At 51.9% G+C, this 21,604-nt stretch carries 22 protein-coding genes and 1 pseudogene; 2 read left to right on the forward strand and 21 right to left on the reverse strand.

Annotated elements, in window-relative coordinates:
* Positions 1-7: 7 nt before the first annotated feature.
* The 10 genes from ACFOFO_RS23565 to ACFOFO_RS23610 all read right to left on the reverse strand — a co-directional run bounded on the left by ACFOFO_RS23565 (position 8) and on the right by ACFOFO_RS23610 (position 9,643).
* Positions 8-226, reverse strand: coding sequence for a hypothetical protein (locus ACFOFO_RS23565; RefSeq protein ID WP_390329610.1), 219 nt, complete (start codon positions 224-226; stop codon positions 8-10).
* 118 nt (positions 227-344) lie between these two features.
* Positions 345-680 carry a hypothetical protein gene (locus ACFOFO_RS23570; RefSeq protein WP_390329613.1) on the reverse strand — a complete coding sequence of 112 codons (336 nt, stop codon included), beginning with the start codon at positions 678-680 and terminating at the stop codon, positions 345-347.
* Positions 681-801: 121 nt separating this feature from the next.
* Positions 802-1,017, reverse strand: a complete 216-nt coding sequence (locus tag ACFOFO_RS23575; protein WP_390329615.1) for a hypothetical protein — start codon at positions 1,015-1,017, stop codon at positions 802-804.
* Between the two features lie 35 nt (positions 1,018-1,052).
* Positions 1,053-1,322 (reverse strand): hypothetical protein, encoded by a 270-nt coding sequence (locus tag ACFOFO_RS23580; protein ID WP_390329617.1) that lies wholly within the window; start codon positions 1,320-1,322, stop codon positions 1,053-1,055.
* 20 nt (positions 1,323-1,342) lie between these two features.
* Positions 1,343-1,567, reverse strand: a complete 225-nt coding sequence (locus ACFOFO_RS23585; protein ID WP_390329620.1) for a hypothetical protein — start codon at positions 1,565-1,567, stop codon at positions 1,343-1,345.
* 441 nt (positions 1,568-2,008) lie between these two features.
* On the reverse strand, positions 2,009-2,383 hold the full coding sequence (locus ACFOFO_RS23590) for a hypothetical protein (RefSeq protein WP_390333099.1): 375 nt from the start codon (positions 2,381-2,383) through the stop codon (positions 2,009-2,011).
* Positions 2,373-2,999 carry a DUF6036 family nucleotidyltransferase gene (locus ACFOFO_RS23595; RefSeq protein WP_390329623.1) on the reverse strand — a complete coding sequence of 209 codons (627 nt, stop codon included), beginning with the start codon at positions 2,997-2,999 and terminating at the stop codon, positions 2,373-2,375. The genes ACFOFO_RS23590 and ACFOFO_RS23595 overlap by 11 nt, the downstream gene beginning before the upstream one ends.
* A complete protein-coding gene (locus ACFOFO_RS23600; protein WP_390329625.1) occupies positions 2,983-3,300 on the reverse strand; it encodes a hypothetical protein in 318 nt (105 codons plus the stop codon). The genes ACFOFO_RS23595 and ACFOFO_RS23600 overlap by 17 nt, the downstream gene beginning before the upstream one ends.
* A 175-nt stretch (positions 3,301-3,475) precedes the next feature.
* Entirely contained in the window at positions 3,476-5,173 is a 1,698-nt protein-coding gene (locus ACFOFO_RS23605) for a DNA cytosine methyltransferase (protein WP_390333102.1), read from the reverse strand.
* Positions 5,174-5,182: 9 nt separating this feature from the next.
* Positions 5,183-9,643, reverse strand: coding sequence for a KfrB domain-containing protein (locus ACFOFO_RS23610; RefSeq protein ID WP_390333149.1), 4,461 nt, complete (start codon positions 9,641-9,643; stop codon positions 5,183-5,185).
* Positions 9,644-9,676: 33 nt separating this feature from the next.
* Between ACFOFO_RS23610 and ACFOFO_RS23615 the strand changes: the two genes are divergently transcribed.
* Both ACFOFO_RS23615 and ACFOFO_RS23620 read left to right on the forward strand, forming a co-directional pair.
* Positions 9,677-9,871, forward strand: coding sequence for a hypothetical protein (locus tag ACFOFO_RS23615; protein WP_390333151.1), 195 nt, complete (start codon positions 9,677-9,679; stop codon positions 9,869-9,871).
* 66 nt (positions 9,872-9,937) lie between these two features.
* Positions 9,938-10,126 carry a hypothetical protein gene (locus ACFOFO_RS23620; RefSeq protein ID WP_390333153.1) on the forward strand — a complete coding sequence of 63 codons (189 nt, stop codon included), beginning with the start codon at positions 9,938-9,940 and terminating at the stop codon, positions 10,124-10,126.
* Between the two features lie 195 nt (positions 10,127-10,321).
* Here the strand turns inward: ACFOFO_RS23620 and ACFOFO_RS23625 are convergent.
* From ACFOFO_RS23625 to ACFOFO_RS23675, 11 genes and pseudogenes are all read right to left on the reverse strand, one after another.
* Positions 10,322-10,690: pseudogene (locus tag ACFOFO_RS23625) on the reverse strand (Eco57I restriction-modification methylase domain-containing protein); the annotation flags it as partial.
* 156 nt (positions 10,691-10,846) lie between these two features.
* Entirely contained in the window at positions 10,847-11,284 is a 438-nt protein-coding gene (locus ACFOFO_RS23630) for a hypothetical protein (protein WP_390329640.1), read from the reverse strand.
* Positions 11,285-11,422: 138 nt separating this feature from the next.
* Positions 11,423-12,055 (reverse strand): restriction endonuclease, encoded by a 633-nt coding sequence (locus ACFOFO_RS23635; RefSeq protein ID WP_390329642.1) that lies wholly within the window; start codon positions 12,053-12,055, stop codon positions 11,423-11,425.
* Positions 12,052-12,372, reverse strand: coding sequence for a hypothetical protein (locus ACFOFO_RS23640; protein ID WP_390329644.1), 321 nt, complete (start codon positions 12,370-12,372; stop codon positions 12,052-12,054). The genes ACFOFO_RS23635 and ACFOFO_RS23640 overlap by 4 nt, the downstream gene beginning before the upstream one ends.
* An 11-nt stretch (positions 12,373-12,383) precedes the next feature.
* A complete protein-coding gene (locus tag ACFOFO_RS23645; protein WP_390333104.1) occupies positions 12,384-13,073 on the reverse strand; it encodes a lytic transglycosylase domain-containing protein in 690 nt (229 codons plus the stop codon).
* Positions 13,070-13,729, reverse strand: a complete 660-nt coding sequence (locus ACFOFO_RS23650; RefSeq protein ID WP_390333107.1) for a hypothetical protein — start codon at positions 13,727-13,729, stop codon at positions 13,070-13,072. Before ACFOFO_RS23650 ends, ACFOFO_RS23645 begins: the two co-directional genes overlap by 4 nt.
* Positions 13,726-16,245, reverse strand: a complete 2,520-nt coding sequence (locus ACFOFO_RS23655) for a type IV secretory system conjugative DNA transfer family protein (protein WP_390333109.1) — start codon at positions 16,243-16,245, stop codon at positions 13,726-13,728. Before ACFOFO_RS23655 ends, ACFOFO_RS23650 begins: the two co-directional genes overlap by 4 nt.
* Before the next feature lie 66 nt (positions 16,246-16,311).
* Entirely contained in the window at positions 16,312-18,879 is a 2,568-nt protein-coding gene (locus ACFOFO_RS23660; protein ID WP_390333111.1) for a zincin-like metallopeptidase domain-containing protein, read from the reverse strand.
* A 2-nt stretch (positions 18,880-18,881) separates the two neighbouring features.
* Positions 18,882-19,028 carry a hypothetical protein gene (locus ACFOFO_RS23665; protein WP_390329657.1) on the reverse strand — a complete coding sequence of 49 codons (147 nt, stop codon included), beginning with the start codon at positions 19,026-19,028 and terminating at the stop codon, positions 18,882-18,884.
* Positions 19,029-19,075: 47 nt separating this feature from the next.
* A complete protein-coding gene (locus ACFOFO_RS23670; protein WP_390329658.1) occupies positions 19,076-20,191 on the reverse strand; it encodes an LPD7 domain-containing protein in 1,116 nt (371 codons plus the stop codon).
* Between the two features lie 29 nt (positions 20,192-20,220).
* Positions 20,221-21,579, reverse strand: a complete 1,359-nt coding sequence (locus ACFOFO_RS23675) for a KfrB domain-containing protein (RefSeq protein WP_390333113.1) — start codon at positions 21,577-21,579, stop codon at positions 20,221-20,223.
* Positions 21,580-21,604 lie beyond the last annotated feature (25 nt).

Below are 21,604 nucleotides of genomic sequence, written 5' to 3' on the forward strand. Positions count from 1 at the left end.
ACCGTAGTTATTTGTTGTAGTAAGTTAGGACCGCAAAAATTGCTTGGGGGACCGCCGCAACCGCAGCAATAAAAATAGCGGCATTCACCCATCCTTGCAGCTTTACTCGCTCCTCTGTCACCAGAGGATTGCCGTTCCAATAAACACGTCCGCCGTCATCGATGCCAAATGTTCCGGTCGTTCCGTTGTCAAGCTCTTGAGACCAAACTTGATGAATGTTTGCCATCGCTGCTCACCCTTCTCCTGCCCTTGGTGACAGGTCGCGTGCGCCCTGTCGGCCGACATTCCCGGATTTTTCCACTCGATTAATGCCACGGTCAGCTTCGCCTCGTCCACTGATGAAATTATCGCAACCGCTTATATTCGATCGAACCACCCATCGCACCAGGCATCGAAAGCGTGTCGCCTTCTTTTACGTGGACAATATTTACCTGACCCATACCGCCATGCGCCTGCAATGCGCCGTCCCTTAGAACCGCAGGCACGTTGCTCGTGTCCATCTGACCACTGCTAAAAAAGGATGGCCGCGTCTCCTTGATCAGGTAAGAGTCACCATTGCGGACGATTTCAAGCGTGTCTTTCTGGTTTTTGACATTAACCCACTTGCCTAAGTATTCGCCATCGGCACGGCCACACGCGGCCAGCAACAAGACAAGACACAAATAACTTAATTTTTTCATTTTGACTTTCTGCTTAGTGTTGGTGTTCGATTTATCAACAATTACCTACTATTCAGTACTACCCGGCGGCAAGAATTTTTTGACACTATTTTTCTTAAGTAGATCACCCCACGTTTTGATGCTAATAGACCGGACCGTCCTTGTGAATCTCTACGCCAAATTGATCGCGTAGTTTATCAACATCAGCAGTTATCGTACCTTTGTTGTGGCCGGTGAATTTCGTTAATGTTGTCAGTGTCGGCCGCTCCAAGTAATCAATCGCCGCAAGCAGTACGAACAATCTCCGTGCGTCCCCCTTCGGATATTGCACAACACCATATTCGTTTTGCTGATACATCGAATTGCCTGCTAGTGGTTACATTTCCGACTGGATCATATGCGCCGATAGCTTGACCAATTTCCCGCCATACGATCGGATGCTTTGGACCGCAAGAAATCCACCATACCGATCGACATCATTGCGCACCCCGCGCCGAGGAAGGGTAAAAAAACACCAAGAATAAGAATCCCTCCGACGACAGGCGATCTCGCTTCACAGATAAGACCATATCCGACATAAGCGGCGAAGATCGCCGCACAAATCGCCATGGTACCCAGTAAGAGCATGGACATAATTTTCAATTTGAGCCGTTGAAATAGCATTGTATTTCTCCCTGCAGGCATTAGGCTACATTAAGTTTTTCAAACACGGACGGGTAAATCGTGACGAAGGTTCGGGCGGCGGATTTTGCTGCACTCTCACCATCACACGGCTTTCGATTGGTATTTCCATCGACGCACTCAACAATTACAAACCATGCGCCGTTAACACGCCTTGCCCATGCCGCACGGTCATGAGAAACGGGGTGGACTTTGATGGGCGTGGGTTTTGGATCAATGAAAGCCATTGGTGCCTCACGCCTCAGAATAAAGTAGTCGGTGCGCGTTCAGCCAATCAGCCGGCAGTTCCGAGATTTTATTTGTGGCCCATTCCCGCACAGACTTTGCGGCCAGCGAGGGCGGCGCGGATTATGCTTGTACGGCACCAGGCCAACCGATAATTTCGACGCCACAAAACTAGCGCGGAACAACACCCCGGCGACCTCTACAACCGCGTTCCAACCGCTTGCATCGTCATGGATGGTTTCCCTAATAATTTTCAAGGCGCCTCCGGTATGAATCATACTGTGACTCATTGCAGGTTAGTTAATTTAACCTTGCAAGAAATTTTTGCACTTTATTTTGAGGTAAATCTCACGCACGACCTGACCAGACAATAGACTTGTACTGAGTGGCGTGAATAGGCATGGTGCAGTGTGGGTGTCGGGCGATTTCCAACGTTGGAAAAATTAGATGACTAGCGAATGCGTTTCACGCGATACGCCGTCTTTTAGACAGGTGTTCAAGGTCTCGGAAAGCCTTGACTGATCTACCCATTTTTGCGATAGCCATTCAGCAAATTCGGGAAGACTTAGTGGCCGTCTTAATAGGAATTCAAATACGGGGCGAAGCGTAGCTTCTGCCGGCATTCCCTTGACTAGAGCGAAATTTGATAATTGATATGCCATGAACGCGGCATTACGTTTCGATTCGTTGTCCACGGCGAGCGCTTGCCAGCCATCGGTAGAAGGCGCGCGAAGTTGATCCAATAAAAAGAACGCGAGTTCCTGCTCCCATTCACGGAAAGTAGGAAAATCATCTTTTTTGAAAGGATTAGCGGCCATTCTCATTGCCTTTGTGTTCTTTGCGTAGATCCCGTTGCGCCGTCTCTACAACGCGGATCGCCTCACGGAGATTCGAGCGGACTCTCTCGGTGCTACCGACGTAGTACGATATTGCTTCTTCCGCGCGCTCGGCCAGCGCTTTAGGATAAATCAATTTCTCTCTTGCTAAAGACGCGATGTCCGCGCGGTCCGGGCCTTCAAATCTTGCTATTTTGCTAACGGCCAAATCGAGAGGTGAAAGCAAAAAAAGCTTGATATTTTTTGCATCGAACTCCGGCCCTTCAATCGCAACGGCATCGTCTTCGGCATCTTCATGCATGACGGCAAACGTCGTGTTGTAGTTGCGGTCAAGATGCACCGAAAGGATCTTGCCGTCCGGTCCCTGATAAGGAATAACCAGGTCATCAGGCAGCATAATCCTCCGTGAGAACGATGCATCGACATCCAGGGTAACGCGAGCGCCCGTATAAAAATTGACGGCCACCCCCCCGGCAATCAACATTTTTACAGGTTCTTTTAGATCAGGCATCGCCCGGTCAATGCGGCGAACCATTTCCGCGACCGCTTGCTTCAACCCGACGAAGCCATGATTATCGTTTTCAGGCAGCGTTTTCAAGCTCACGTACTCCTTCCATAGAAATTGTTGGCCGTGGTATTAGGCTAACCATGTCAACTGTAACCCACTGGTCGAGCCCACGGATTTTTGATAGCTCAATAATCGCCATATCGACTGTCGGGAAAACATAAGGCTCATCGTTTTCTGCCCTCACATCGTATAGCCTACCCCCAAAATCAACAAAGAGGCGGCACCCATAATTGGGTATCACTGCAATGGTTGCCGTGCAACGCGAACAAACGTTCTTTCGCGCCGCTAAAGTTGACAATTTGCTAAAAGCAATGCGGCTTCTGCTATTCATCGGCTCCTCCTATATATTGAATGTATAACATATTAAATGTATTGTAGTACGAAAAAAGAAAGACACCAAAACTTACGGTCCAAAAAATTTTTTTCTGACAATAAAGTTTTGAACAAAACTATAAAGTCTTGATCCGCAGCCCATAGTTCAAACAAAGCTGTTTGAATACCGTGAGTCACAGACTCAACGACAATTGCGGTTTGGATTGCACCACAACCTTACCAATGTCATTTTCGTGAACCACCTTCATTTTCGCGCCGAGCTTCGGCACGCGATCGAGCTTTGACGTGTCGTGAACAATCCCGGTATTGCGCCCCACGTCCTGGATTACCAGATTGCGATCGACGGCGACGACTGGACCGGAATACGTATGGCCATTCTCCGCGCGTTTTAGCGTTGCGACGACTTCCTTTGCCAAGTCAATGAATTGCGGATCAAGATCGGTCGCATTCGATTCCACCAGAATCGATGTTGCTTCGGCGCGTTCCATGTCGATCTCTGGCCGGCCCACGAAGCGGTTGATGGAATTTCCCACATGATGCCCAACGTCCCGAAATACAGAAAAAATCACCGACTGTCCGAGTACCTCGTGTTTTGCAGTCGAGGAGAGTCCATCAACAAGATGTGGCGAAATGCCCTTGCACGACGCATGTTCTTCCGGAGTTAACAGGCGTAACAAATCAGGATTGTTAGGGTTCTGAACCAGGGGCTCAGTGCTACGGCGCTTCATGTAGCCTTTGCCTATCGTGCCGACATGTTCGGAGTCTGCGGTAACGATTTGCATTTTAAAACCTTTGCCGGCATCAGCGTCACGCACGGCCTTATCCTTGAGATAATCCATTCGGCTCCATCGCGGATCGTCGTCAGGAATTTGCTCTAAAATTTCCCCTAGTTTGCGCGGCGCATGCGTAGGCGGCATCAGTTGCGAAAGGTCGAATTGAATGCCCTCACTAACCGCGACCATGACCCAACGATTCCTATTTTCCAGTTCGCCCCACTGCTTGCCGTTTAAGACCGCCTCATGTGTGACGTACCCCAAATCTTTGAGTTGCGTTCTCAAAATTGCGGCACTCGCGGTTGAAAAATAGTTGGGAACGCATTCGTATATAACGATGGCCGGATTGACTTTCGCCAGGATGATTAGGCCGGCGACAACCAAGTGACCAGTATGCTCATGCGCCTCGGCGATCTTGTTGCCGTTCTTGGCCATTCCACTCGAAGAGCTTGACTCACAAGGCACTCCAAATTCCATGATTTCAGTTTTCGGAATTGAGCAAAGCCCTCTCTCATCGAATGCGAGTTCTTGCATTGGCGCCGCATATACTTTTGTGTTTTCATTCCACGCGTCGTTATGCACCGCCGCATGTTCGAGCAACTCACCGCGTATATCGTTCGCAAAAGCGAGTTCCGTTTTAATCCCAGCGTTTTGCAGCCCGTGATGAATTGCGTTCGTGAGAATACCGCCACCGTGCGACAAGCTCCCGATTGTTAATGCGTCGCCCGTTTCGAGCTTGCGACGAAGCCGCTGCGTGCGTTCTTGCTTTTTCAATTCTGTGGCGAGCGGGACTAGGTATATCTCCCCTTTTTTGACAGCTACGCGGATGGCCGACATGCCATCAAACATGGCGAGCAATTCCCTGCTATTCAGGTCAATCACCGGATTGATTTTGTCACCGCTCTTTTTTGAAGATACAACGCGCGTGCCGTCTTCGCACGCCGTGAGCACCAGCGTCTTGCCCTGAATTGCGATGTCATACTTCTGGCCTGGCTTGAAACCTGCCTTCTCAGTTTGAGTGCCTTCCAGCCAAATGCGCGGCGCGCCCCTGTTCTGACCCATTTTCTTCACGTAGTAACCTTCTAATTCGTGTGACATATGCTCCCCTTAGTGACAGATTGATTGCGCCGGCTTCGTCCGGTCCTTGCTCATTGCAACACCGTTCTTGTACAAAAAATGCGCGTGATCCCCGGCATGCAAGCGATCCGCTTGTGGCACGTCCTTACGACGATGAATCGTGGCCGCATGCATGCCCACTTCCTGTAGCACAAATTCATCCATCACCGCGATGATTTTGCCGCTGTAGGAGCCGTCCATACGGTTAGGCATCTGCGGCCGATACCCGTCCAATCGAAGCTTTGCTTCCGGTATTGAAAACGCTGCGACTGTCTCGTTCGCACGCACCAGCATTTCAGGATTGGCGTAGCGACGCGCGTCAGGCATCAGCACAGCTTTTGCAAGGTCATGTGACTCTTCAATGCGTTGCATGACCACCTCGAACACTTCGCCACCATTACCCTGCTCGAACCAGGCATCATGTTTTCTTGACCCGAGAATTTCAGATCCTTTTTCTGGAAAGAGTGCGGCGCGCAAATAATCAGCAATTACGCCGTCCGCGTTCTTGAGCACGTCCGCGTCATACGTTTTGATTACCGGCCCACCAAGCAAGTCAATTGCTGGCGCATTTCGACTATTACCTCGCACGAATTCATCATAAATTTCTTGCACTTCGTCACGCGGCTTGCCCCATTTTTTCGACATGGATTCGACCACCATCAAATCGACAACCCCGAGCACCGTAATGTTGCGCTCACCAAGCCGTGCGATCTTGTCCTCGATGTCTTTAAACTCTGGCGAAGGCAAACCATCCATGTTCGGTATGGCCGCGTTAGGTAGGTTATTTTGTCTGTCCGTTTCCGCAGGACGCTGACTCGATGGCTTCCACGTTGAAACGTAGTTATCATCTTTTTGCATCTTCTTCAGTTCCACCAGGATCTCGCTGTTGTCCTTGCGCAGTTGTTCGAGCTTGGCGATGTCCTTGAATGGCTTATTTATCTGTTCGCGCGCCTTTGCGAGATCGGTATGTTCGGACGCAAGACGTGTTTTTGCAGCATCTATGTCTCTTTCAAAATTGTCGAGAAAGTTATCCATCCGATGCAGGAAGCCAGTGATCGCGAATTTGTCGTCCTTCATATACGACAGATTCGTGGGCTGATACTTCTTGTCACCCTTAAGCCGGAACATGATTTCATTGCGCACGCAGTAAACATGCACGTCAAATCCGCGATAGGTGCCTACCTTGAGTTCATTGATTTTTTCGAAGGCTTTCTTTGCCTGCGTTTCAACGGCGCCCTGCATAGCAGTCATGACCAGGTTAAGCAGTTGGTCCTTGTCCTCGTTCGTATAAACGGCATTCCCGCTTTTAAATTGCCATTCTTCCTTCGTATTGCCGTCGCGACGGGCAATTTCCCGCTGCGTTTCGGCGATTGAGGTATCTGCACGCTCCTGCGCCTGTTCATTCCATGCGATGCTGCTCTGCATCGCATGCAGGTTGCGTTTGTGGTTGGAGAACAAGGCCTCAACTTTCTTCAGCTCGGCCGATAACTGCACCTGCATAAAGATCAGGGGATTGCCCGATGCCGCCGCTTTCATTTCTGCCGCGTTTGCAGCCTCGCCAGCGATATCCTCGATCGTGCGCAACAGGGAATCCCCTTTTCGGAATTGCTCGATGCCAGCGGCCTTGTATTCGATCGTCTGCCACATGCGCGAATCGTAAGTTTTTTCTGTGGCATACCTAATGATTTCCACTTCGAATTCATCCGGTGCGGCTTTGAAAAATTCGTTACCTTGACGAATGATCCTGCCTTCGCGCTGTTCAAGATCACTTGGGCGCCACGGGCAATCAATGTGATGTTCCGCGACCAATTTGTTCTGCACGTTCGTGCCGGCGCCCATCTTGGCCGTTGAACCAATCAGCACCCGAACATCACCAGCACGCATCTGTGCGAACAGTTTGTCCTTTTGTACATCGGTTTTCGCGTCATGAATGAATCTGATTTGGCCCTCTGGTATCCCTTTGGCGATCAGTTTTTGCTTCACGTCGTCGTATACCGAAAAGCGATTGCTGCCGGCCAGGATTTCATCCATCGACACGGTTGTATCTTCTTCGTCCTCGATCTCGTTTTCATCATCGATCGTGACGGCCGGCGTCACGATCGCAGTGGCGCCTTTTTTCCCTTTAGGCGTGGACAGATCGCAGAACACCAATTGCGTGCCCTTCTTGGCATCCCAATCTTCATGAATGCGAACGATGTTATCGATCATGATGTTTACTTTGCTGCCGGCAAAATCCGGAGCAGACGGATCAATCAGGCGATAATCCAAGCCGGCCTTGCGCGCGTCATTCGTGATCTTCAGAGGATTGTCGATGCGTGGGTCGGACGGCGGATGTTCCATCCGCTCGATGATGCATCCCTTCGGCCATTGCTTGATGAGCGAGCCGTCCTCGCGCAGTTGCGGCCGGCCGTCCGCATCTAGCACCGGCTCTTGTTCGCCAATGTAGTGCGCCTGATCCGGCGAGCGCGGTACCACGATGTTTTTCGCTCTGCCGCCCTTGATGTTTGGTACCGGGAACCGCTCGCCCCGGTCAATCGCCTGTTGTTTCAAGTCCGCCAGCGTCACCACGTCCGCAAAGGTCCGGTACTGCGCAATCAGTTCAGGCACGTTCTGGAATTTCGCAAAGCGGGAGTTCAATTTGTAATTCATCCCCGTCGCATCAAGTTCCCAGCCCGTCACCACCTGGCCAAAGGTCGACGCCCAGGCATCGAAGTGTTCCACGCCTTGCAGCTTCATCGAGTCGTATTGCATGTAACGCTGCACCGTATACATTTCCGCGAGCGTGTTCGAGATTGGTGTGCCGGTACCAAAAAACAAGCCGCGGCCTTTGTATTGCGTTTGCAAATAGCGCGCCTTGACGAACAGATCAAACGCTTGATCACTGCCGACCAGGTTGCCCAATCCAGCGACGCGATTTAATGAAGTATTGATAAATAAATTCTTAAAAATATGACTTTCATCAACCATGAGGCAGTCGACGCCCAACTCATCAAAAGTCACAACGCGATCCTTCACGCCGGACGATGCTTGCCGTTCAAGCTTCGCCTGCATGCGGTCCTTCGCTTTCTCCATGTTCTTGATCGTGATGCGATCGCCGCGCTCTTCTTTCAAACGCCGCAAGGCGTCTGTCAAATCATCGATTTGCTCGCTCAGAATGGCATCGAGCGTTTCAGGTGGCATGCCAATCTTTTTCAGGCTTGAATGTCCGACGATCACGGCATCCCAATCGCCGGTTGCGATCTTCGCGTAAAGCTTTTCCCGGTTTTCTTTTTTGAAGTCTGTCTTTTCCGCAATCAGCACCTTTGCCTCTGGATACAGTTCGTAGATCGCATCCTTCCATTGCAGCAGCAAATGATTTGGAACCGCCAGCATCGGCTTCTTGACCAGACCCATGCGCCGGCTTTCCATTGCAACGCCCACTTTCACATAGGTCTTGCCAGCACCGACGACGTGATCGAACAGGCCACCGCCCTCCTGCACGCCGCGCCAGATCGCATTCTTCTGATGCTCGCGCAGTTTGATTGCCAGCGACGCGCCCGGTAACGTCAAATGCGAACCGTCAAAGACCGGGGCGACATTGGTATTGAACGTGTCGTTATAGATGCGTGCCAGGCTGTCGCGGCGCGTCTTGTCTTCCCACACCCAATCATTGAATCCCTGCCGAATTTCATCGGCTTTCTGGTTTGCGACCGCCGTTTCTTGTTCATTGACGGCATAGATCGGGTTGCGATGTTCGTCTTCGCCGATCTTGTCTTTTACCTGAATCGTCTTGTGCGAAAGGATCGCTTCAATCAATTCATTGGCTGGGTAACGTGAGGTTCCCCACGTCACGGTATTGGTCGTTTGGTCCGCGCGGCCAATCTTTGTCACCCACTTGCCGATCGCCGGCTGATAGCTCACCGTGCGATGCACCGGCCCCAGCAGATGACCAACAAATTCATCGACGGCCGTTGCCGGCACCCAGGTACTGCCCAATTGCACGCCGATATCTACTGGCTCGATGTCCTTCGGTTGCACCGCTTGTAGCGCGTCGACGTTCGCCTGAAACTCGCGATCCCCGCTCGCGGCATTGACTGCAATTGCCAGTTTGCGCTTGACGTTGCCCGTCAAATACTGGTCCGCGCTCTCCCAGGCGCGCGTTGCGGGATTTCGATGGATCAATCCGTTTAATTCTTCGATCACCCTTTCTTCCGTACTTCCCGTCAGACGCACGATATAGGGCATATCAATGACGCCGCGCTCATTGAGCGACACCATCATGCCGTCCTTGGCCGAGTCGACAGACGTGATCTCGCGCGATGCCGCGATCACCCTCTTTGAGAAAATATCGGCCTTCTTTGCGGACGGCTCCCGCGCTTCAACGCCGTCGCGTTTGGCGATCTCTTTCGAAATCCCCCGATCATAGTCACGTTCGAGCGAATGCAGCAGCGGATAATCCGGATCGTCGGACATCGCCTGCTTGTTTGGCAATGCGCTGATGTAGCCATGTTTCTTGTTGAAGCTGTCGTAACTCTTGTTGAGCCTGCCACGCATCGAATCGATTGCATCGTCGCTTTCGTAGCCGGCGCGCTCAGCGGCCATCAGCTCGCGCAAAGCCGCGCGAATGTCGATCATGCCCTTGATGCGCTCGCCCTGCTTCTCATTCTTGTGATCGACAAATTCATAGTCGCCGTGATCTAGCAGATCCGGGAGCCGGCGCGCAACACGGCCGTCCGCGATGAAGAACGCGCCAACTTTGATCTTTGAATGCGTAAAATCGATGTTGCTTTTTTTGATTTCAACAACCGTGTTTGCCTTGCTGTACACCGCTGCCGGCAATTGCGCCATTGCGCGCGAGAGGCCTTCTTTGATGTCAGCGCCGGGAATTTCAACGCAAGTCGGCGAGTCGTCGCGGTACATGGTCCCGGTCAATGCCATCTTGCCGAGGATCATTGACGGATTATCGACAAAGTATTGATTGAGCGGAATGTCCTTGCCGGTTTCGTCGTCTACGATCTTGCCGACATTCACCCAGGCTTTCGACGGCGTTTCTCCCTCTTTCGCTTTTTGGATAAAAACGATGTCCGTTGTCACTTCCGTTAATGCGTTTTCTTTGAACGCGGTATTGGGCAAACGCACCGCGCCGAGCAGATGCGCGCGATCGGCGATCCATTCCCGCGCGGCGCTGTTTTGTGCGTCCATAAAGAAGTTGGACACCACCACCGCCACTACGCCGCCGTCACGCACCTTGTCGAGAGACTTCGCAATGAAATAGTTATGAATTGAAAATTCGGAGAGGTCACGATGCTCCGCATCAAAAATTGACTGACTCCCGAACGGTGGATTTCCCACGGCCAGATCGAAATACCCTGATGGAATCGCCACATCTTGATAACCGCGATTGATCACGGTTGAATCCGGGTACAGATGCTTCAAGGAGATGCGCCAGTTCTTGGAATTCGCTGCGCCAATCATCGTTGCGATGATCGAACGCTTGCGGAATGCCGCCCCAGCCAACATACCGGACCAGAACCGCTTGTTCGTCCGGTGTTGCGGAACGGGCTTCGCTATTCAGCGTTTTAAGAAGTGACAACGCAACAACGTTGTCGCGGTACTTCGCCTTCGCGCCGCCTGTACCGAGGCGATCGGCTTCGGTGATTACATAGTTTGCTGGTTTTATTCAGTTCTGTCTCTACCTGATTCATTGCCAGGATCTCGTGTTCCGCCATCCCTTGTGTCGTCGCGTCGTCCTGATCCTCCAGCACTCGCGCTTCCAAATTCTGTTGCTCCAACAATCGGCTCAGAAGCACCATTTCCCCCTCTTTCTCCAGCTTGCGCAGCAGCGCCGGGGAGTTCATCGCCCATCGATCCGCGATCTTCCAACCCCGCAGGCTGAACGGTTTTTGCGCGATCGCTTGCACCGTTGATAAAGTCAGTACTCGCTTGGCCACGTCCAGCGGTTGCATTTGTCCTTCCAGCATCATTTTCTCCCTGTATTAAATCATCGTCCCGAATTGCATCGTCCTGAATCCGCTCGATCGTCGCGATCGTTTCATTGAACTCAAAATCGAATCCAAGCTGCTCTATTTTTCTTTCGCTCTTACCTTTTGCCATGATACGCCGCCAATTAATATCGATGACATATTTTAGAACATAATTATTGCATTGTGTGAATAAATAAATAGTTTAAACACTTTATTTTCTCTTTATTGCTATGTTCTCGTACTCGATTTCCGACGTTGGAAATGAAATTCACTGTTGCACTTCTTTGATCATTTCCAGCAGCCTAGCCCCGCCGACCAGATCAATCGGCTTACCTTGCGCGAACCGCCATGCGTCGTTGGTGAACCGGCCCACGCACACAATCGTGACTGCCTGCGCCTTGTGATGCATCATCAACCCGAACATTTCTCTCACTACCGACACTCCGACGCTGCTCGATCGCCACTGCTTGACCTGGACAATCGTCTTTCTGTGGTCTTTCCATAGAACGAGGTCAATGCCACCATCAGCACCGCCTTGCCCCGTCTCCTGAATCACAAAGCCCAAACGTCTGTATGCCTCACCCACAACGCGCTCAAACGCGGCCCAATCCATCGCGCGCAGCGTAGTTAGATCGCGCTGGCGATCCAACAAGCGGCGGCGACCGCCTTGTTTAAACCAGGTTATCGCGGCCGATACGCCACAAAACAGCAGAAACACACTAGCAGGCAGTTTCAACAATCCGTTGTGAGCCACCAATTGCCAGAAGCCGTCCCGACTCGATGATGATGCAACGCTTGGAATGACCCACCAGATGACAAGGTAGATGGCGCCGGCCACACACAGCGGGACCCACCACGGCGCCGTGCTGCGTGTGCGGTGAAGGTCGCGGCGTTTTTTCAATTCGCGACCTGTGGATGTTGGTCATCAGAGAGCAATTTGTATTCGCGGACCAACACCATTAAGCCGCTCGTATTTTCGTCCAACCAGAGTTTGCCGCTCACCCGCATGGTAGAAGGCGCCAACGGCGGCAACGCCACGCGTGCCACGTCAAAGCCTATCCGCACATTGGCATCGTGCGTATGCAACGTCCCGTAGATCCGATCCGATCGAGGCTGCTCATCGCTAGGACGAAATGAGCCGACGACATCCTCGATTTCGCTCATCTGGCCACCGATCCGACGAAGAGCGCCCAAAAGCGTTGAAGGTTTATTATTCATAATATGTCTTGTTAATATGATTCAACTTCAATTTTTGCAAGCTTTGCTTCAAGTAATCCGCTCGAAATACGTTTCCCCACCACATTTTTAGATCTCATTGCCGTTACACCCAAGCTCGCAGGTTTAATCGGACCTACCCGGCCATATTTCAATTCTGGAACACGATATAGCGATGCATCGACCACTTTTTGCACATACCCATTGCCAAATCCATTTTCAAAATTACCGGTGTTGTATGCCGAAATTGCGGCCAGCAAAGCTTGCTCAGGATTTTTGTATTTCTTCAATGCCTCGGCATAAAATTCCGTCAGTACTTGTGCGCCCATGCGCAAATTATCGCAAGGTTCTAGCGCCGTCTGCACCGATATCCCGAAACGTTTTAAATGCCGGCTACTTAGTTGTGTAAGTCCGATCCCAACCATATGCCCTTGCGCCGTCAGCGATTCAACGAGGTTGGCCGCTTCGTCCTTTGTTGATGGATCGTAACTACGAAGCATCAATTTGCGCTCAGCCCACGGCAGGCCCATAGGTCCATCATCAGAAATTACAAATGCTCTCCCACGCGATTCCGTATGAACAATCGCGCTCAGCGTCTTCGGATGAACTTGCGGAGCACAACGCTGCATCAATGCATCCATATCATCGGCCAAGGCGCCTCGTGCCATCACCGACAAGCAAACGAGCGTCAGCAGGAATTTCACTCCCATATCCCACGCGTTTCCTTCAGGATAAGGAAATCAGCCAATTCCCCTTCTAACCCGTTTGCATAAGATGCGGCCATTTCGCTATCCATGCCGGCAGACAAAAGTGCAGCGTAACAGCGATCCCGATACTCCATAGGCAAAAGCAGATCATTTTTATAGGCCAGCATCGCGCCCCCGAACGGCACCGTGGCCTGAAATCCGTCCGGACTGACAGCGGCTAAGTGCGCTGCCAATTCACCAGGATTAGTCAGACTTGCGTAAAAACGTCCAACGACCTTTTCCAGTTCGGAAGCGACACTCGGGCGCAAAACCACACGTTCGATTTGCCCCTCAAACGCCTCTAGTTCAACTGGCAGATTGCTTACATCCAGCCGCCTTCCAAATTCGCCATTTGAATTCGACATTACCAGCAATGCAAGGGCCTTTCTCTCAACCGGTCGTAATGACGGCCAGAATGTCGCCCATCGTTCCAGATAGCGAGTGTCATCTTCGAGGCAAAAGTTATAGACCTGCAGCAGCCGGTACAGATGCCGCGCCGCGCGTCGATCTATCTTTTCAAAATTAGTATGCGGGTACAGTTTTACCCGCACTGTGTTCCTGCTCACAGCGTTCTCCGACAACAATGCATCATTTCGGGCTTCGAGACGCATCATACGACGCCCCCTTTCTTGCCCGTATACACTATTGTCGTACTTTCTCCCATGAGAGGCACTTCATTTAATTTGAATTTTCGGTGAATGGAAATGATGTCGTGTGAATTTTCTAACACTACAAAGTCCCGATTGTCAAAAATCACCTTGCCCGAATATCGGCCCCCATCAGTGATTTTGTCGATCGTCACATCGATCGCTTCGCCGGTTTCGTGTAATCCGATCTCGCGGTACCGTTCCTTCATCAAGCGCCGTATATCGCGCTCGCATACCGCGCTGTCGCGATAAAATCCCTTTTGCGAGAATTCTGGCAATGCCGACGGGTCTTTTACCTGGAAATGAACTTCATACGCTTCGTTGATATTGAAGCTGTCAGTGGTATCGACCGGCACCAGACTGAACTGGACATCATCGACGGTCAGTGCGCGATCGACAGGAGATCCTTTAGCATCCACAAGCTGAAATGCGTACTCATGCACAGTCTCGGTCTGCAAATCTTCCTGCTTGACAATCACTCGGACGGGCGGAAATTCTGCGTAACAATTAATCGAAACATCGAACGCCTTAACGCCGTTGGCCTTGCGCTGCACCAGCACCATGAACCAAGATCCGGCGAGCATACGATTCGAACTCCGATATGTCATCGCAACGCGGCTCGGACTGGCGATAATCGCGCGCGATTTGAATTCATCCATCTTGAAATATTCGAGCTTTTTCCCTTTGATTGGCGGGTGGCCTGCGTTGAAAATCAATGTTTCGTCACGCGGCAATTTCATGATTTCGTCAGCGGTCATCAATGGCCGCTCTACCAATTCCTCGGACACGCTCATTTGACCAAGCATCGAACTCATCCGACTACCCGAGTAAGAAACGTTTTGACGCGATACCGTCGATACACCCGTCATTTTCGACAGATCTTCCGCAGTCGATAGTGTATTCGGCGCAAACGCGATCCGCAGTTGGCATCCCGACGTGATCGTCTCGTTATCGCCGTAGGCTTCCTTCAACTGGATGGTGTCTTGCACGAATAAATATGCCGTGATGCCGTAACCGGCGATGTAGCCAAGTCCGTCCTGCAGTTGCTCCAGCTTCTTTAACGAGGCTAACTCATCGATCAGCAGCAGCAACTTGTGACGGTAGCCTTTGACGCTGCGCCCCTCTTCAAAGTCCATGTCTTTTGTCAACCGGCGAAGCATGAACGTAATGAACAGACGGATCAAAGGCCGGAGCCGGTCTTTGTCCGAAGGCGGCACCACCAGGTAGAGCGACACCGGCTTGATGTGATTCATCAAATCTGAAATCGAAAAATCTGAACGGGCAATGTTGCGTGCTACAACCGGCTCCGCGAATAATGTCAGTTTTGTTTTCGCCGTGGACAATACGCTGTTGCGCTCCTTTTCTTCCTTATTCAACATCGACCGCGCTTCTCTCGCAACAGCCGGATGCGTCTTCGTTGGTCTGCCGTCAGAATCCATCCATCCCATCACCAGTTGCGGATCATGTTCTGCATCCAACATACGATTAAACATTTGCTCCGGGTCGGTGAAGCTTGGATCGGAAAGGTACGTGGCAACGCCCGACAACGACTTGTCGCGCTCGAAATAAAGGACATGCAAGATCACGCCGGTCAACAGGTCGAATGAGGTCGACACCCAATGGTCTTCCATCCCTTTGCCTTCAGGGTCGGCAATGGCAGCGGCGATGTTTTGCGCATCCATTTCATCGAAATCTGAGAACGACCGGATTTCTTGCAGCACGTTCCAACCCGAAGCCACGTTGTAGCGCGTTTTCCCATCGATACTTTTTTGGTCAAGGGAGGTCGGATCAAACCGAATCACAAGCGATCCCGCCGTATGGCGGAACCCGCTCGACAATTCGAAATTCTCGCCCTTGATATCGTTGGTAGCGGTGCTATGAGGATAGGACAGAAGCGTGCAAAGAACCGGCCCGACGCCCTTGCCGCTTCGAGAAGGGGCATAACAAAGCAAATGCGCTGGCTCGTTGTATCGCAGTACCTTGCGCCCATTCGGTGTTTCGTACGCACCGATATAGACGCCTCCTGCCTTGTAGTTGACGGTGGTTTTATTTCGGCCTTTACCCTCGGAATACGAGTGTGAAATCAATCGCATCCGCTCGATGTCTTGCAGGTTCGCCCAGCGCGCTGAGCCATGCAGATCTTCCGGCAATTCGCTTTGCATGCTTCGCCGATAAAACATAAAGATGCCGATTGCAACGCTGGCCACTGCACCAAATAAAGCAATGAACTGAGTACGCGTGATGATGGCTCGTAAAGGCCCTTCCTCATTCATCCATTGCAGATTCCAGAACCACCAGGCGAACGGTTGATAGATCTTCCGGCGCCCTAAACTCCATGCCGCCTCGCCCAGCCCTTGTTGATAGTCCAACGCGGCCGCGAGATATTGCGTTGCGATCCACGAAGCGACAAACATGCACATCATAAATGTCAATACAACCGACATCCCGAAGCGCACATTTGTATTCCGTTGATTGATATTCATGGGCAGTGATCAAATTTATATATAGATGTTATTGTAGTATAAAAATGTCATAGCCAATTAAAATAATCATCGCTGTTTGGCCGTCCCTTCTCTGTCGTGCGGCGTCGTTACGGTGCCACGACCAGCCTCATAGGTTATTTTTGTGGCCATACCCACGGCCGGCACGCGATCGAGCTTCGTCATGTCATGTGAAACCGCCGTCAGTTTGCCGATATCCTGGACACTCATTCCCAACGTATTTGCGATCACCGGACCAACGTAGCGTTTGTTGTCTTGCGGCAATTGCAAGATCGCATTCTCGCCCAAAGCCGCTTTCGCATATTGCTCAGGCGAATGGTCCTTCAAAGTGCGCTCAACCACCGTTTGGATCTGTTGCGCCACAGCCGGCAACCCTTCTACGCTGTGCAGGTCATTGAAGTCGGTCAGACCGTTGGATTGGTTCGAAAATACCGGGAAAACCGATACGCCACCGTGCTTTTCCGCTGCCTGGGTCGCCTTCTCCCTGCCCACGTTATTGATGAGCACGTTGGCCCTGTGGCCGGTCTTCCCGTTCACAATTTCACCAACGATGCGCGGCACGCCATCGACCACCATATCGAAATCCAACCACATCTTGCAATCAGGATTGGACTGCAACACGACTTCACTGCCATCGATGCGAATCTCTATTTTCGCGATGCCAGATAGTTGTAATTGCCCATTGATTTTGTTTTGGACCAGTTGATTAAGCCCGTCCGTTATGCGGTCCTGCGTCAGTACATCATCATCCCCGCAGATGATGATCGCTTGCCCGACCAGCATCGGCTTCACCGCGCGAACCGCGGCCTCAATATTTCCACTGTCAAAAACTTCAATGACCGGCAAGCCAGTTGCCATATGAAGACTTGCGACCGTCGCATAACCTTCTGCAAACAGGACCGTTTGCGAACCGGCCAATTCGCCCAACACATGAAAATTCCCGGTTTTCTGCCCGCCTTTTTCATACATTTTGATTTTGTCAGGATCGGAAGGAATGTATTGCAGGCTCCACAACTTGCCTTCCGCATCACGGATCGGCGTTACCAGGCGATCGCCGTCAATACGAAGCCCGAACGCTGCAACACCTTTCCGGTCCAGATAAGGATGTTCGACTGCCTCCGGTAGCGCCTCCCATTTTTTGCCGAGTTTGTTGGCAACGCCTTCGCGTTCTGCCGTCAGTTCAGCGTCACGCACACGCCGGTTTTCCTCAGCCTGACGCTCGAATTGTTGGCGCCGCTCTTCCGAAATCACGACACCTTTTGGAAACCATGCCTCCGCCACGCCGATATCGAAGTTCTGGATATAACCATTGGCTAAATCGCCGTCAAGATTGCCTATATAGGCGCCCTTCAACGCCTTGGCATTCCGGCTCGTACTCACTGTTGTTCGATGCCACTGGCCATCCATCATCGGATCACCGTCAACAACCAGACCCTTCGCACGCAGCTCATTACCAAACTCCGCTGCAAAATCATTGGTCGGCAGCGCTGGCACACCCATCCACTTGCCGAACACGCCTTTGTCGGTCCCAGCAGGCACATACCAACTGGTGCGAGCTTTATCCCATTTAGCCCCCAGCTTCTTGGCTTCCTCCCTTTCGGCATACGGCACATTGATGTAAGAACGACTCACGCTGGCCGAAGCAGCCGCGATTTCCGACGTTGGAAACGCCTGCCCCTTGTTCTGCATAGGCTGCGCATCTATTTTCGCCGCTACAGGCGCCCTATTCGCTTCTACGGCCTGTTCTACCGCCTTTTCCAGACCGTAATTCATCACATATTCGGTAATTTCTTCGGCGTCACGCGAAGCGCGGAAAATTTCATTTTTGTCTTCCTTGAGAGCCTTAATCCAGGAACCGACATAAGATGAGTGCTGCCCCACATCGAACTCGATACCGAGTCGGGCCGACAGGAAAAAGCTTGCCATTTCCGCACGCAATTCTTCTTTTGCATAATCTTCAGAACCAAACACGTTGCCGAGCTTCCGGTTCAGCCTGCTTTCATGGCCCGTCGAATGCCCCAGCTCGTGCAGGGCCGTGGCATAGAATTTGCCTGCATCGGGAAACGCTTCGCGCGGCGGCATGTGAATCTCATCCACCGCTGACCGGTAAAACGCACGGTCCGCTTGATCGTAAAAGAACGGAACCCCGGAGCGCGTCATAATGGTGTCCGCCATCTGAAGCGGCTCCCATTCGTACCCATTTTGAATCAGGTCGAGCGACGGCACATTATCGATCTGCGACGCATTAAATACGTTTGCATACCGCACGATCGGGTTCTCACGACGCACGCGGATCTTCTCGACTTCGCCGGTCTCCGCGTTCACTTGCTCTGATTCGTCATGCCACTTCCAGAACTCGATGGACATGGACTTTTCGCCCTTGCGTACTTGCCACCCTTGAGACTCGGCCTGCTTGTAAGTACACCAACGCGGATCTGCATGCTCCGCCATCATCAGCCAGAATCGATTGGCGCCCCGATACTGGGTGCCAGAGACAGGGTTAAACGGCTGCATTCTTTGTACAATCGATCCGTCCCAAGGCTTTTGCCACGGCGCGGTACCGGCCTCCAACGCCTCGATAATCTTGTCTGTTAATACTTGACGATAATCAGCCATGCTTATTTCTCCGCAACGCCAGGGACAATAAACGGCACCGCGTCGGGCAGCATTTCGTCTTCGCCAATACCGGCCTCATCCACCGGGACGCCAGAATTAGCGGCGTCCAAAAGGCTGTCTTCGTCAACACTGCTTACAATCTTGTTCATTCAATTTCCCCTGAGTGAGTCAGCAGCTACTACTGCCAACTATTTATCTACCGACCGATCGTGGCACGCGATTTATCCATCGACGCTACCGATGCATGGCCTTTGTTGTAATGCACCTTCAGCGATTTTGACGCTTTCAAAATTGTCGCGTGTTCCGGGTCCAGGTCCCGCTTGTCATGGACGGCAACAGTACCCTTACCGGTTTCTTGCAGCAAATGATGCGACGTTTCATGAATGATCTTGCCGGCGTAACGGCCATTCGCCTTATTCGTTCCGACCACCCCGAGGCCTTTTTTCATGGCGATGTCAAACGCTTCTTGTTGTGAATCGACCATTTCTTTTGACGGGGCCAAGACTTCCGCGTGAGGGGTAATCGATTTGCCTTGCGATTTAAGACGCTTAAAATCCTGCTCGTTCGGCTCGTAGCCAATCACATCGAGTCCCGCCGCTTTCGCATGGAACCAAGCTTCGGCGCGGAACTTCTCTGTCCCTGTCACTTCAATCGCTTTCCAGCCCTTGCTCTTCGCAAGCTCTACACCGGCCTCGAACGCGTCCATCTGCTTGTCGATGAAACGAATCACCTGGCCTTCATCGGCGAGAGCTTCGCGCGTTTCTCCGACGCGTCGATAGATGCCGGCCGCATCACGCGTAAATCGGCCTTTCAGCAGTGTTGCAAGCGGTTTTTCTTCCTGCGCAGCGACCCCCTTGACGGTATCCAGCGCGTCACTTTCATGGTCTGGTAATGCAACTGGGCGAATGGTGTTGATCGGATCGTTTACGTCCGGTTCCACGCGACGAAAACTGTTAATCTGGTCTTCTTCGCGTTCCGCACTCTCTGACGTGATGCCATGTGCGAGCGGAAGGCGAACAAGGTCCAACGATTCAATTTCACCGGTTGCTGCCAATCGCATTTCAATCGCATCGCCCACGTCGAGCTTCAGTTTTTCGAAAAACGGAATAGAAGACTTACGCGGATCACGGCCTTTGATTGTTGTCCCGTCTTGACTCTTGATCTCAACGTAAAATTCTTCGCCTGCACTATCGGCCAGGCCAAAGGCCGAAATGCGTCCAGCAACAACCCGTACAACCGACCCCGGCGCACCGACAGGTGCGGTCGCGTCGACCGCATTTTCAGGCTGCTTATTTCGCTTTACATCCTTCATGTCGTACTCCCTCAGTCTTTGACTTGTGATTAGTTCCGCCCCAGATCCCGGTCTTTTGAAACTTCCCGCACGTTCACCTCCGCCCTGCCGCTTTTGTAAGAGAGGGCCACCTTCTCGCCGGCAAGCGGGATTTTGTCCAGGTTCCGCTTGTCGTGAATGATGGCGCTTGACCGACCGGTATCCTGAACTACGTGCAACGCGGTTGTTGCGACAATCATTCCCGCGTACCTGCCCGAATCCACGTTCGCCACGTCCACGGTCGAAAATCGACCTTTCACGATGGCGACGGCATCCGCATGCGATTTTTGATCCTGGCTTTGCATCCCAGGATGCGCGAGACTTTCCATTTGATACGCAATCGAAATAATCTCTTCGGAGGCGCCGAATTGGTGCGCATTCGCCTCAAATTCTTTTGCGCTACCGAATACGACGGTGAACTTGATGCCGTTCTCGCGGTAGTCCAAGGCCAGGCTGTCAGTGAGTGGATCGATGTACGGCTCCCCCGCAATTTCCCGTTTCGACTGATTTGGCGATATCTTTGGTGACGCCGTTCGAACATCCATTGCCTCACGCACAAAATCTTTACCGAGTCCGTGTTCGCTGGCGAACTCGGACACCATCGCCATGCTGCCGAACATCACAACGTGCTTGATATCCCCATCGACGTTGGCCAGATTTACGGCCAGGTCGCCGCTCTTTGCTTCGACATAGACTTTGCCGATCGCCACGTCCTTCATATCGCTTATTACCTGTCCCTTGCCACGGTAATACGCAACGGTAACTTCTGACCCTACGGCGGGTACCGCAGCTAGACGCCGGTTCTCGTGGGCCACGATGCGGCCGTCACCGATGTCTTGCACAGTAAATTCGGAATTTTGTGAAATGACCTCGCCACGCGACACGCCGGCTGCAGCTTGTTCCCGCGCTTCTTTACCCAAGATCTTCTGCGCATCCGACAATACAGGCCTGAGCAGCTCACCAAAGCGTTTTTGCTCTTGTATCTGTTCCTGAATCAATGGGTGAGAAAAGCCATTCGACACAAGCGCGTATTCGTCCTGAATAGCCGGCTCCAGCACATAAAGCATCGACGCTTCAAGTACGCTGGACATGTACGCATGTCGCACTGACACCAGTTCGGCCACCTTCACGTTGTCCCGGAACGACTCTGGATTCAAGCCGATTTTTTCAGTCAGCGCATGAATCGTCACGTCTCTAAATTCATGCGTGCGCGCGATTTCCGGCAATGCGTCGGCAATTTCGCCATTCATGAAAACCGAGTACGACACAACCTCATTGGCCGCGCCCAATTGTGGCCAGCGGTTCATTCCCCCGGAAGCCTGGATCGCGTTCGAGAATTCTGGAAATGTCATTTCATGAATTTGTTTCATTTTGGCTTTTCTTTATGTATGAATT

The sequence above is a fragment of the Pseudundibacterium arcticum genome (genome assembly GCF_042646465.1).
GTDB lineage: Bacteria > Pseudomonadota > Gammaproteobacteria > Burkholderiales > Burkholderiaceae_D > Undibacterium_A > Undibacterium_A arcticum.